At 50.1% G+C, this 12500-nt stretch carries 15 protein-coding genes; 6 read left to right on the top strand and 9 right to left on the bottom strand.

All coding sequences use genetic code 11. The features are described 5' to 3' along the window. Nucleotides 1-22: 22 nt before the first annotated feature. The 3 genes from pgeF to lgt are packed head-to-tail and all read right to left on the bottom strand — an operon-like array spanning nt 23 to nt 2775. On the bottom strand, nt 23-802 hold the full coding sequence (gene pgeF, locus P8H26_RS08965; protein WP_289632592.1) for a peptidoglycan editing factor PgeF: 780 nt from the start codon (nt 800-802) through the stop codon (nt 23-25). A gap of 26 nt (nt 803-828) precedes the next feature. Further along, entirely contained in the window at nt 829-1929 is a 1101-nt protein-coding gene (locus tag P8H26_RS08960; RefSeq protein ID WP_289632591.1) for a class I SAM-dependent methyltransferase, read from the bottom strand. Between the two features lie 3 nt (nt 1930-1932). Continuing rightward, nucleotides 1933-2775 (bottom strand): prolipoprotein diacylglyceryl transferase, encoded by an 843-nt coding sequence (lgt, locus tag P8H26_RS08955; protein WP_289632590.1) that lies wholly within the window; start codon nt 2773-2775, stop codon nt 1933-1935. Nucleotides 2776-3056: 281 nt separating this feature from the next. On the opposite strand from lgt, the gene P8H26_RS08950 reads away from it, so the two are divergent. The 4 genes from P8H26_RS08950 to P8H26_RS08935 all read left to right on the top strand — a co-directional run bounded on the left by P8H26_RS08950 (nt 3057) and on the right by P8H26_RS08935 (nt 5263). Further along, nucleotides 3057-3350, top strand: a complete 294-nt coding sequence (locus P8H26_RS08950; protein WP_022710141.1) for an accessory factor UbiK family protein — start codon at nt 3057-3059, stop codon at nt 3348-3350. A 460-nt stretch (nt 3351-3810) separates the two neighbouring features. After that, nucleotides 3811-4311 (top strand): YbjN domain-containing protein, encoded by a 501-nt coding sequence (locus P8H26_RS08945; protein WP_022710142.1) that lies wholly within the window; start codon nt 3811-3813, stop codon nt 4309-4311. 75 nt (nt 4312-4386) lie between these two features. Next, nucleotides 4387-4734: a tRNA-binding protein gene (locus P8H26_RS08940; protein WP_289632589.1), complete on the top strand. Its 348-nt coding sequence runs from the start codon at nt 4387-4389 to the stop codon at nt 4732-4734. 130 nt (nt 4735-4864) lie between these two features. Then, on the top strand, nt 4865-5263 hold the full coding sequence (locus P8H26_RS08935) for a DUF4354 family protein (protein WP_289632588.1): 399 nt from the start codon (nt 4865-4867) through the stop codon (nt 5261-5263). Nucleotides 5264-5374: 111 nt separating this feature from the next. On the opposite strand, the gene P8H26_RS08930 is transcribed toward P8H26_RS08935, so the two are convergent. The 3 genes from P8H26_RS08930 to P8H26_RS08920 all read right to left on the bottom strand — a co-directional run bounded on the left by P8H26_RS08930 (nt 5375) and on the right by P8H26_RS08920 (nt 8241). Continuing rightward, nucleotides 5375-6670 (bottom strand): ATP-binding protein, encoded by a 1296-nt coding sequence (locus P8H26_RS08930; RefSeq protein WP_289632693.1) that lies wholly within the window; start codon nt 6668-6670, stop codon nt 5375-5377. A 101-nt stretch (nt 6671-6771) separates the two neighbouring features. Then, the gene (locus P8H26_RS08925; RefSeq protein WP_289632587.1) at nt 6772-7479 is read right to left on the bottom strand and encodes a response regulator; all 708 of its coding nucleotides are present in this window, start codon (nt 7477-7479) and stop codon (nt 6772-6774) included. 258 nt (nt 7480-7737) lie between these two features. After that, nucleotides 7738-8241: a MarR family winged helix-turn-helix transcriptional regulator gene (locus P8H26_RS08920; protein WP_289632586.1), complete on the bottom strand. Its 504-nt coding sequence runs from the start codon at nt 8239-8241 to the stop codon at nt 7738-7740. A 303-nt stretch (nt 8242-8544) separates the two neighbouring features. Here P8H26_RS08920 and P8H26_RS08915 point away from each other — a divergent pair, with 303 nt between their 5' ends. Together P8H26_RS08915 and P8H26_RS08910 are read left to right on the top strand one after the other, a co-directional pair. Beyond that, nucleotides 8545-8823: a hypothetical protein gene (locus tag P8H26_RS08915; protein ID WP_289632585.1), complete on the top strand. Its 279-nt coding sequence runs from the start codon at nt 8545-8547 to the stop codon at nt 8821-8823. A 163-nt stretch (nt 8824-8986) separates the two neighbouring features. Continuing rightward, nucleotides 8987-9628: an MBL fold metallo-hydrolase gene (locus P8H26_RS08910; protein ID WP_289632584.1), complete on the top strand. Its 642-nt coding sequence runs from the start codon at nt 8987-8989 to the stop codon at nt 9626-9628. A gap of 77 nt (nt 9629-9705) precedes the next feature. On the opposite strand, the gene P8H26_RS08905 is transcribed toward P8H26_RS08910, so the two are convergent. The 3 genes from P8H26_RS08905 to P8H26_RS08895 all read right to left on the bottom strand — a co-directional run bounded on the left by P8H26_RS08905 (nt 9706) and on the right by P8H26_RS08895 (nt 12485). Continuing rightward, entirely contained in the window at nt 9706-10200 is a 495-nt protein-coding gene (locus P8H26_RS08905; RefSeq protein WP_289632692.1) for a BA14K family protein, read from the bottom strand. A gap of 519 nt (nt 10201-10719) precedes the next feature. Continuing rightward, nucleotides 10720-10935 (bottom strand): cold-shock protein, encoded by a 216-nt coding sequence (locus P8H26_RS08900; RefSeq protein ID WP_289632583.1) that lies wholly within the window; start codon nt 10933-10935, stop codon nt 10720-10722. 638 nt (nt 10936-11573) lie between these two features. Then, nucleotides 11574-12485: a lytic transglycosylase domain-containing protein gene (locus P8H26_RS08895; protein ID WP_289632582.1), complete on the bottom strand. Its 912-nt coding sequence runs from the start codon at nt 12483-12485 to the stop codon at nt 11574-11576. Nucleotides 12486-12500: the final 15 nt, after the last annotated feature.

Here is a 12500-nt window from a genome sequence, read left to right as displayed (position 1 = left end):
ATGTTTTCAGAACCGGAAGCGCTTACTTCCGGATGGCAATAGCGGCGATCAGACGTCCGTAGTCCGGTTCCTTGCGATGCGTTGTGCGGCGATAAGAGAAGAACCGCGCTTCATCGGCATAGGTACACAGATTAAGGGACGCGGTCTGCACGCCGCTGGCCGACAGACGATCAACGATAAAGCTCCAAAGATCAAACATTTTACGCGCAGGATCGGTCGAAGGGCGGAAATATTGTTCATAAGTCTGGTCGCGTGCAGTGAATTCCGCAACGAATTCACCACCGACTTCATAATTGTCCGGACCGATGCACGGTCCCAGAACTGCGCGGATTTTTGATCTTTCGCCGCCCAGTTTCACCATAGCTTCCACGGTGTTTTCCAGCACGCCAGAAAGGGCACCGCGCCAGCCCGCATGAGCGGAGCCGATAATGCCCGCATCCGGCTCACAAAACAGTATTGGTCCGCAATCAGCGCTCAAAGCGCCTAGAATCAGCCCCGGTACATTGGTGACCATAGCGTCGGCCTGAGGGCGCGGTGAGGGCAGTGGTTCGGTAATGGTGAGAACTGTTGGTGAATGCACCTGATAGAGGGTTTGCAGGCTTGTCAGCGGCAGATCAAAATAGGCGGCAACACGGCGGCGGTTTTCTTCCACAGCCTTCGGATCATCCTTTGAGCCGCTGCCGACATTGAGGCCTTCATAAATACCGGAGGAAACACCGCCTGCACGGGTGAAAAAGCCGTGCGCAATGCGGTCATTGTTTTCAAGCAAAGGAGAGCGGATCGGATCAGGCATATTGGTCATGATTGTCTCTCTGAGGGAATAAAATGTCAGATTGTTTTCAGGTCAGGGTAGGTGACGCTGAGGGTTTTAAAAAGGCTGCCCATTTGGTCTGGCGCCGCCAGCCGCTCCACATCATCGCGGATTTGCTCCTGCACAGCTGCGGATTTGCCTGCACCCAACTGACCGGCGCGGCTGAGTAGTCCCATTCGCAGCAGAAAGTCGCCCTGTTCCTCCGCACGTGTTGAGCAACCAAGGCTGGTGGCAATTTGAGCAAGAGAGGCGAAATCCACATGGGTGGTGATATCGGCCTGGCCGGGGGCAGTAAACACATCCTGATAGGCATGCTGATAGAGCGCCTGCAGCGTGTCGCCAAATCCTGCTTTATGCGAGCCGTAATCGATCAGCAGCGCTGCGCCGTGATGTTTGCCGATACGCTCACAGATTTGCTGCATCAGTGCCGAGCGCGCCGGTGCTGCTTCAAAAATTGTGCCTTCCGGTGCGGTTTCATGGGCTTTTGGCAGCAGTGCGGGGTCAATCCCGCCGGTGCCAATACTGAAGCAGAGCTGCGGCTCGACCTCATTGCATGTGGCAACCATGCGCTCAACAAAACGTCCTTGATGCTTGATATATTGATGGTCTGGCAACGCGTCGAACAATTCATTGGCGACAAGGATCATTGTGCTTTCTGGCACGTCCTCAAGGGTCTTATACCAAGCCATATTGGGGGCAGCATTGGTGAGTTTCTTTTGCTGCACAGCTGTCAGGCGGGCGCTGGTTTCCACCAGTGCAATGCGGGCTGTACGCAGCATCTCCGGTGCGAGTTTGCCGGCTGCACGTAACAGGTCGCTCATCAATGTGCCGCGACCGCCGCCGATTTCGCAGATGGTGCAGTTTTGCGGTTTGCCCAGAGCCTGCCACTGGCTGACCACCCAGACGCCAATCAGCTCGCCAAACATCTGGCTGACTTCCGGTGCTGTGATGAAGTCACCTTTGGTGCCGAAAGGTTCGCGGGTCATGTAGTAACCGCCGTCGTGATCGGCGAGGCAGAACGCCATATAATCTGCCACGCTGATCGGCCCGCCATTGGTAATCAGGCGGATCAGACGCTGTTTCAGCTTGTCTGCGGCGGGGATTGTTGTTTCTGCCATTGTTTATGCCTTAGCCGCAGCGCGGTTTGCGCGCCACATCGCCCAAACGCCGAGCAGTACCATAGGAACGGAGAGAACCATGCCCATCGTCATCCAGCCGCCGACGAGATAGCCGAGCTGTGCATCCGGCTCGCGGAAGAACTCCACCAGAATGCGCGACAAGCCGTAACCGGCGACAAAGGCACCGGCGATGAAGCCCGGCGCTTTCAGCTTATTGCCCTTCCAGATCAGGAGAGCCAGCACGAAGAATAGCACGAACCCTTCTAGCGCTGCTTCATAAAGCTGGCTCGGGTGGCGTGGCAGCGGGCCGCCATTTGGAAAGTAAACCGCCCATGAAACGTCGCTGACGCGACCCCAGAGCTCGGAATTGATGAAATTAGCAATACGCACGACACCAAGACCAATAGGTACACCGGCGGCGATAGTATCGAACATGCTCCAGACAGGTATGCCGCGCTTGCGGGCAAACAGGATCATCGCAACGGTGGTGCCGAGAATGCCGCCGTGGAAGGACATGCCGCCGTCCCAGACGGCTGGTATTTCCAGCGGGTTGCTGATGTAAAATCCGAAATTATAAAACAGTACATAACCAAGACGACCGCCGATTACGACACCGAGCGCTGCCCAGAGCACAAAATCATCCAGCGCCAGCGGATCCATCGGCGCATTATTGTTCGGCCAAAGCCGTGCATTGTTGACCAGTTTTTTGCCGTACCACCAGGCGAAAAGGATACCGATGACATAGCCGATGCCATACCAATGAACGGAGAGCGGTCCGATTGAAAATAACACGGGGTCAATATTCGGGAAGGGCAGTGCAGCCATGATGATCTGCGGTTCGGTCATTCTTCTCTCCGTTATGGCTGCGCTTGAGAGCCGGTACAGGTTATGCGCATTAAGATCAGCATCAGTTCGTGCTATCTTAATGAGGCATAGCGAATTTTTGTTCAGGATAAAAGTCCGTTGCTTTTATGGCTTTATTCCGGTTTTAGCCTTAAGCCGGTCTTAAATCGCCGGTAATGTAAGGTTGTTTTTAAAGCTTCGCAGTCTTGCATCATTTATATTGCGGGCTTATCTCAGGATGAGAGATTTATTTCCGCCTGTGGCGGCTAAAAAGAGGTGATCCAATGAGTAATGCAACCGGTAAAGTTCTCGATGAACTCGCAAAACTCGTCACTGATGCTGCGGGTGCCGCGCAGGGTGTGCGCCGTGAAGTAGAAACGGCAATGCGCTCTCAGGGTGAAAAACTGCTCAACACTCTGGATGTTGTTCAGCGTGAAGATTTTGAAGCCATGCGTGAAATGGCCGTGAAAACCCGCACGGAAAACAGTGCCCTGACTGTTAAAATTGCCGAGCTCGAAGAGCGCATTGCTAAAATCGAAGCGGCACTGGCAGAAAAACCAGCGAAAAAAGGCGCTTAAGATCTAAAATCTAAAAGATTTTTTAACTTTTTATTCACAGGGGCGAATGCCTAAAAGCCCTTATTCCAGAATCGGTTACAGCGGCGCCCTCTCGGGCGCCGTTTGTTCTTTCCACATGGTTTCTTAAGCTTTTCACAAAAAGGGCTGGCACTCTGACTCAGCATCAATAGACTGAAAACACTGCATGATTCGTAATTGAATCGTGAGGCATGGCAGAAGCGGGGAGTGGCGGAACGAAAGGTTCAGTCTCAGTGATCCGGTTGATGCGTGAGTGTAACAGTCATGTGTTTGCGCGTGTGTTGGAGGCAGGGTTGCAGGGGTACGCAACGTTTGTCTCGGCCTATTAACCAGTGTGTCTTTTGTGTGGCATTTGCCGCGCAGGCTGCACTCCGGCTGCGTGTTGTGACAGCCGGAATCCGGATTTTGCTTTAACTGGCAAATCCAAAAACAGGGAACGAACATGAACCTTCTTGAGCTCGATATCGCTCGCGATGCACATCCGGTGGATGTCATTGAACAGGTTGCGCACGCCAATGACTGGGCCTTTGACCGTACCGGTGATGATGAGATTGCAGTCTCTGTTGTTGGTAACTGGACAGATTATCATCTTTCTTTTTCCTGGATGGAAGAGTTTGAAGCGCTGCATCTGGCCTGCGCTTTTGACGTGAAAGTGAGTGAGCCGCGCGTGAATGAAGTCATGCGTCTTCTCTCGCTGATTAATGAGCAGCTGCTCATGGGGCATTTTGATCTGTGGCGGCAGGAAGGGGCGATCATGTATCGTCAGTCTCTGTTGCTGGCAGGCGGTGCGAAGCCGACCAGCCGTCAGGTTGAGGTGCTGCTGGCCAGCGCACTTGAAGCCTGCGAATGCTATTATCAGGCGTTTCAGTTTGTTGTCTGGTCTGGGGTTCCGGCAAAAGAAGCCTTGCAGGGCGTGCTTTTTGAAACCGTTGGCCGTGCTTAAGATAACAGAATAATGCCGGTCGCTATGCTTTAGGAATTGCCTGCATGTATCTGTGTGCAGGCTGCGGGGGACGAAGTGTCAGAGCATCAGGAAATCAGTTTTGCGGATTTTGAAAAATTAGACATCCGTACTGGTACGATTATTGAAGCGGAAGTTTTCGCAAAAGCCCGCAAGCCTGCCTACAAGCTGAAAATTGATTTTGGTGAAGTGATCGGCATCAAAAAATCATCAGCGCAGATTACAGTGCATTATACACCGGAAACACTGGTCGGACGGCAGGTTTTGGCGGTGGTCAATTTTCCGCCACGCCAGATCGGTCCGTTTATGTCGGAAGTTCTGACACTCGGATTTGCTGATGAAAATGGTGATATTGTGTTGGCCGCAACGGAGCGCAATGTGCCAAATGGTCAGAAACTGATGTGATTTTTCTTTTTCAAAGAATATAAGTGTTGTTTGTAATTATATATTTTTGAAACTACCGCTTTTAATCAGAAATCTAAAATATGACATGAATCTTTAAGATAACTCCGGTGTTTATTTATGGAGTTATTTTATGATTGATAAGAAATTAGTTTTGTTTTCAGTTTTGTTTATTTCTGCTGCAGGCGGAGCTTATGCGGCTTCCAAGCCATTCAACGAAGCCGATGCAGTTATTGTGAATTCCAAACTGCGTCATCAGTCGGTTATGGCTATCGGCGACAAGCTTCAGTTTTCCAAGACATTTGATGTCACTGTTATGAATGGTGGTGAGACACCGCTTAATCTTAAGGCCGGATGCTTCAAGGCTGTGATGCCTGACAAGACCGAACTTCCGGTTGATACGATTGAGAAAGTTCTGATGAGAGGCACGTTAAAAAACGGCGAAAATCTGAAAGGTTTTGTCAGCTTCTCATCGCCTGATGACAGCGTTTACAGCGCGCAGGCCGTGAAATTTTTGCCGGTTTGTAAATAATGTCTGCTGTACGCATCAGATAATCTGTATTCAGGCGCCGGATGCATCTGTGTCCGGCGTTTAAATTTATACAGCTGTACTTTTGAAGTGTTGGCAGAGGTCGTGAATATGTCAGGCCGGAATGCTGACAATTGCCCGCAAACCACCATCAGGGCTGCTGTCGAGCGTGATATCGCCGCCATGATTGCGGGCAATATCGCGGGCAATCGCTAAGCCCAGTCCGGTACCACCTGCATCCTGATTGCGTGCCTCATCCAGCCGGACAAAGGGTTTGAAGACTTCTTCGCGTTTATCTTCCGGTATGCCTGCGCCGTTATCGTCCACAGTAATGGTGAGCCAGTTGTCTTTATGCATTGCGGTTAAATGTACCGATTGTGCATAGCGGAAGGCATTGCCGACGAGATTGCTGACCAGTCGCGTAAAGGCATTCGGGCGAACGTGAATATGGCTGCTGCCATGTATTTCCGTTGAAAAACCGCGATCACGCAGGCGTGCTTCTTCTTCCAGCTTACGGAAGAGAATGTGCAGGTCAAGGGTTCCTTGTTCTTCGCTGCCTTCACCGCGGGCAAAAGCCAGATACCCTTCCAGCATATTCTGCATGTCGGTGATATCCTGATTAAGCGGTACCGTATCAATTTTGTTGCCTGCAATCGCCAGTTGCAGTTTAAAGCGGGTGAGAATTGTGCGCAGATCGTGGCTCACGCCGCTGAGCATGGCTGTACGCTGTTCAATCTGTCGCTCAATACGCTCACGCATCTGCATAAAAGCGAAACCTGCCTTGCGCACTTCCTCCGCACCATGAGGGTGGAAGCCGGCAGGCATAGGCTGCCCTTTACCAAAGCTTTCTGCTGCTTCCGCCAATTGCTGGATCGGCTTGATCTGATTGCGCAGGAACGCAATGGCGATAATCAGGAGTACCAGAGCTGTGCCGATCATCCATGTAAGGAAGATCAATGTGTTGGAGGCATAGGCCTGACTGCGCTTGGCAAAAACACGCAAAACCTTGTCTTCCAGCTGAATACGGATTTCCACCAGATCGGAATCGCCGACGGTATCGATCCAGAACGGGCGGTTAATCTGACGGGTAATTTCTTCATTCAGAAAGTAATCGAGAATAGAGAAAAACGGTTTCGGGCCCGGTGGCGGCAGTGGGGCGGAGGGCAGTACAGAAACATTGAGATCCAGCCGCTGCTGGGCAATACGGATAATATTGGCGTAGTCCGGCTCCTGCGGATAGGTCTCCAGAATATCAATAATTGCTGAAATATCCCGCACCACAGCAGTGGATAGTCGCTCGGTGACCATCTGCCAATGGCGCTCCATGAATACAAAAGCAATAACCGACTGCAACAGCACCATCGGAGCGATGATGATGATGAGCGAGCGCGCATAAAGCCGCTTGGGCATTCGCAATGCCAGCCAGTCGGAAAACCTTTTCCAGAGCAACTGCTATTCTCTCCTGTTCGTCAGGCCTGTCGTCAGGATTGTGGTGTTTGCGGTTACAGCTCTTATTGCTCTATGCTCAGCTTGTAGCCGATACCGCGCACTGTTTGCAGCCAGATCGGATTGGCAGGATCCACTTCAATCTTGCGGCGCAGACGGTTGATCTGCACGTCAATCGTTCTCTCGCCGACTTCACCATCCTGACCTGTCAGTTCGTGGCGCGGCACGGTTTCACCGGCGCGTTCTGCGAAGATCGTCATGATGTCCTGTTCACGATCCGTCAGCTTAATAACTTCACCACCCTGTTTGAGTTCCTTACGAGGGATGGAAAATGTGTAGGGGCCAAAAACAATCTGCTCAATAATGTGCTGCGTTGGCTGGGCACCGCGGCGCAAAATATTATTGATCCGCAGCGTCAGTTCGCGCGGATCAAACGGCTTGGAGAGATAGTCATCGGCACCGGCTTCAAGCCCGTTAATACGACTGTCTGTCTCAGACAGTGCGGTCAGCATCAGAATCGGTACATTTTTTTGTTCGCGCAGCGAGCGGGTAAGCTCTACGCCGCTTTCACCCGGCATCATCACATCAAGAATGATCAGATCGAAATCAATGCCTTCCAACTTGCGACGGGCTTCCTGCGCATTGGCAGCCATTGTTACACGATAGCCGGTCGTGCTCAGATATTGTGAAAGAAGGCTGCGGATGCGGGTATCATCATCAACCACCAGCAGGTGCGGTGCATCATCGGACAGAATTGTGTCTTCGCTGGTCATTGTTTCCAACCTTTCATTCCGGAGCTTTCTTCATCCTGACAGTACAGGGAATGCTTTAGTCTGTTTATCGGGTTACGCTTTGAGAGCGCTTATGTTTTTGCTTTATGCAGTTTGCGGCGAACCGAAGTAAGAGCAGAGCCAATCCGGCAATTGATTTTCCTTAGGCGGCTCCTGCTTTTCTGGCGCTGCTCTGGCAGCTGTTTACCTGTGTGTGTGGCCTGCGGATATACACACTATATGAACGAAGCGTGTTTATATTTACCGGTTCAGAGGCAGGCTGTCGATCTGAGTACGCTGATCGCTGTTGACCATTGCTTTCAAGAAATTCTGAATAATCTGCTTTTCCGTAACATTGCTCTCTGCAAGGGCTGCAGCAATGCGGTTGGATTGCGGTTTTGTCAGAGAAAGAATGAGTTCACGGCCGGATGGTGTCGGGTAAAGTTCTCTCTGACGACGGTCAGTTTCACCTGTTAATTGAATAATATGGCCATTATCCACCAGCTGTTTCAAGACGCGTGAAAGGCTTTGCTTGGTGATTTTCAAAACATCCAGAAGCTCGGCAACACTCATGCCGGGTTTGCGGTTCACGAAATACAAAACGCGGTGATGCGCGCGCCCGAAGCCCATCGTTTCCAGCTGCTTGTCCGGATCGGCTGTAAAGTCACGATATGAGAAGAACAAAAGCTCAATGATACCCAGATCGTTGACCTCATCTTCTGATAAGGCTGAACGAATAGTACTATCATCGTGATTAAAACGCACGGTCGGACTCCGGTTCATTCAGTATTGCAGTTTATATTACTCTCTATCAGCCTGAGTGCCCTGCGGATAGGATATCTGCATCTTACCCTCAATTATCTGCTTTCAAATCATCTGTGGCAACATCCTGAGCCAAAACTTACAGCATTTTATTGTTTTGCAGAGGGAGTGCGGTTTTTCACCGGAGAAAAACATGCATAATTTATCAGGAAGTTATTATAAGAATTGACAGTCGCCTTTTTCTTGTCATCATCACTATGTCAAGGCGTTCTACTTTGACGTGAAACAATATTCGGGGTGACAGTCATGGACGCAATTATTCCTATTCTTGTGCAGTTAGTCGCCGGTGCTGTCGGTGGTAATCTTGCCGGCGCAGTTAAAAATCTCAGCCTTGGAACAACAGGTAACACCGTTGCCGGTGGTATTGGCGGTCTGATCCTGAGCCAAATCTTGCCGATGCTGACAGGTGGCGGTGTTGATTCTGCCATGAGCGGCATTGTCGGACAGTTAATCGGCGGTGGTGCCGGTGGTGCGATTTTGACTGCTGTGATTGGCTTGATCAAAAACAACATGTCGAAAGCCTGAGCATTTCATCGTGCTGAAAGCTGATGACTGACATGATGTATTCGCCTGCCTGAGGCTGTAATTTTATTTTTACAGTTTATATAAAGGATAGCTGCGGCTATCCTTTTTTTTGTTTTGGCAAGGTAAAGAGTGCTGCCTCGTATAAAAGATCATCGGGTGATAAATGAGCCAGCTTCAGGCAATTATAATTGCGGTAACGCCTTTCCGGCAGAATTGTACTCTTCTTTTTGACAAGGATACGAAAGTTGGCGTTGTCGTGGATCCGGGTGGCGATGTTGATGCCATCAAAGAGGTTATCGAGAACAACCAGCTGAAGATCGAGGCCATCTGGATCACGCATGGGCATGTGGATCATATTGGTGCGGCTGCGGATTTGCGGGATGCTTTGCAGGTGCCGATTATTGGCTCGCAGGAAGAAGATGCATTTCTCTATGATAATGTGGAGAGCTCTGCTGCAAAATTTGGACTGGGCAGCGGCTATCGTAATTTTACACCGGATCGCTGGCTGAACGAAGGCGATGTTTTGCAGGTTGCCGGTGAGGATTTTGAAGTTTTGCATTGTCCGGGACATTCGCCGGGGCATGTGGTTTTTATCAATAAAGCCATGCATTTTGCCATAGTCGGGGATGTGCTGTTTAACGGTTCTGTCGGTCGTACAGATTTACCGGGTGGCGATCATGATACGCTGATCCGTTCAATTAAAGAAAAGCTGCTGCCTTTGGGCGATGAATTTACTTTCATCTGCGGACATGGTGCCGGCAGCCGTTTTGGCGATGAACGTCGCAGTAATCCGTTCTTGGTGTAGAGTTTGGTAAGTACAAGAATTGAGCGAATAAAAAAGCCGCCGGATGACCGGCGGCTTTTTTTATTTGTTGTCGCGTTTTAGTTGGCGACGCAGAAGTGATCCTGACCGTCATAGCCACGGAATGTACCGGATTGTGCATTGAAGGAGCGGTATTTCTGAGAGCACCAGTTGTACCATTCGCGTGTCCAGGGCTGGTAAGAGCCACTGTAATTGCGGCCGTAATTTCCGCGTGTCTGCTGGGCAGGATAAAAGACCTGTGGCGGCGGTGGTGCATTGTAAATCGGTTCACGATAAACCGGCTGTGCCTGCGGCTGCGACATGGCTCCTGCAATGATTGCACCGGCTGCAAGGCCGAGTACACCAGCGGCTATCGCGTCGTTACGGTTGCGACGGCGATCACGACGATCCCAGTCTCTGTCACGGTTGCGCCAGCCATTATCCTGATTCCAGCCGCCATTGTTCCAACCACCATGACGGCGACCCCAATCATCGGCGGAAGCAGCTGAAAGATTGCCTGCAACTGTAGCAAGTGAGAGACCTGCGATCAGAGCGGTTTTGGTCAACATATTCATCATAGTCTGTGCCTCCTTACGAAGCTGATGCATTCGGCTATGCCGGTTTTAGGTCTTATCTGATCGGCAGTTTTATGGTCTGCGATAAGATGATGACCTATCAATAAAGCAGGGCACATGAATGCTTGCTGAACACAAAATAGGGAGAATATTCAGCTTTTCAAAGAGGGGATATTTCACAAATAATGACACTCGAAAATGAAGCAGGGATGGGGTTGTGGCAAAGCGCGGAGAGATTGTTCTCTGGTCAGGCATAGCAATGCTGTCGCTGCCGTCAGAGGAGAGGCAGCGCGTGATATGCTTCAGTGCGCTCACTTAGAGTTCTTTAGTGCTTTGTGTGCTCACAGGCATCAATGTGCTCTGCAGTGCAATGAGGGGTAGGGGCAGGAAAAATAGCGATCCCCTGAATAACAAAAACCCCGGTAAAAACCGGGGTTCCTGAGCATAAACATCATTTCATAAAGTCACTTTCAAAGACATTGTCGATGATAGCGCTTTAAGAATTGTTCAGTGCATTCTTTATTCAGCAATGCTGATGTCGACTGCCTTAGGGCCTTTACCGCGACGATCCGGTTCAGTTTCAAAAGAAACTTTCTGGTTGTCGGCGAGATTTGTCAGGCCCGAAGCCTGAACAGCAGAGATATGTACAAAAATATCTGGTCCGCCATTATCCGGTTTAATAAAGCCAAAGCCTTTTTCACCATTAAAGAATTTGACTATGCCGGTCTGTGCCATGGGATACGTTCCTTTTCCTTGGCGCCGTTCTGGCTTTTAAACCAAAACGGAATTTTTCGAACCGCTATGCGCACCACACGCCCAGCGGTAGGGGTATGCAGGCAGTTATCGAAATCAGGAAAGGAGCCGATCATTGTCAGGTTACCCCGACCCGGAGCTTGTAGCGGTTCCGGCGCGCCGTTCTTCCAGTCTTCCATTGTTCGCCAAATGCCCGAACATTCGAAGACTGATCTATAGAAAGATATTTGGCAAGCAAATTTTTGTCATGACGCTGTTTTTTCTTTGCCAAGTTCGGTTCTAATAAAAAAGTAATAGTCATAAAGACAAAGATACTTCACGAAATAACAAGTTAAGATGATTTAAGTGTTGTTTAGCTTTAAATGGTTTGTGAAAACAGCAGATGTATGTAGTTTAAAGCACTAATTAAGAGTACGGTCACTTGAGAATTGGCGTTTTTTTGAAATAAAACACACAAAAAGCCCGATGCTAACTGTAGTTTTGATCGTTTTCACTGCTGTAAACGACAATTTGTTGATTGAGAACCGTCAGGAAAATCAGGGCAGGTATTAGGGAAAGTGATGCGCAATCCGAAATGGTTAGCAGTTCCTGAGCGGAAATAAGCCTTTGTATTTATTGCGTCAGCGGTTTCGCCGGATAATGCAGGAGCCGCCACCGATTCTGATTTTTGCACAGAGCATATCGGCGGATTGCCGGTTGCCTGCACCGAGGCGGGCAACATAAATGCCTCGCCTGCCAATAGGGCTGCGTACTCTTGATATATAAATTTCACGCCCTGCAAAGAGTTGCGGGTTTTGTTTGCGCAGGCGATTCCATTGTGCACTGACAGCACTTTGTCTGAAATTGCCCGCGACCTGAACCGCCCAAGGAAACGGGTTTATCTGTGCCATAGATATGGATCGGGATTTGATAATGGGTAATCGCTGGCATGCCTGCTGAAATGATAGTTTTTCTTCCAGAGGGATATCTGTCAGCTCTTGTCCCGCAGAGAAGTGATCTACGGTCTTTCCGGTAATCGACAACACGTAGTTTTCTGTTTCCAAAGGCAGAAAACCGCCGTTTTTCAACCAGTTCGATAAGCGTGTCGGCCCTGCATTATATGCGGCCGCTGCCAGTCCCCAATTGCCAAAACTGCCGTGCAAATCTTTCAGGAAAGCTGCCGAAGCGGGTAATGCGAGATCAATATTGAAAGCATCGGTAAGGCCGCGCTCTTTGGCTGTGTAAGGCATGAACTGAGCAATACCTTGCGCGCCGACCGGACTGACGGCGAGGTGATCAAAACGGCTCTCTTTCCAGATCAGCCGTGCAAAGAAGTTTTCCGGAATGCCGTGTTTTTCAGCCAAGCTGGCAATGAGCTGACAAATCCGCGCAGTATCGAGTGCTATGGTTTTATCAGGCTGAGGCTTGGCTACCAGATTTTTCTCAGGCTCTGCAGGATTGTTCTTTTCCGCAAGCTGAGCAAAGGCCACAGGCGGATCAAACGCCGGAAAAGTCAGCATGATTGCAGCTAGAAAACCGGCCGGAAGGCGCATAGGCTAATCCTGTCA

It is taken from the genome of Pseudochrobactrum sp. sp1633, assembly GCF_030376605.1.
Taxonomy (GTDB): Bacteria; Pseudomonadota; Alphaproteobacteria; order Rhizobiales; family Rhizobiaceae; genus Pseudochrobactrum.
This window is presented reverse-complemented; position numbering and strand designations above follow the sequence as displayed.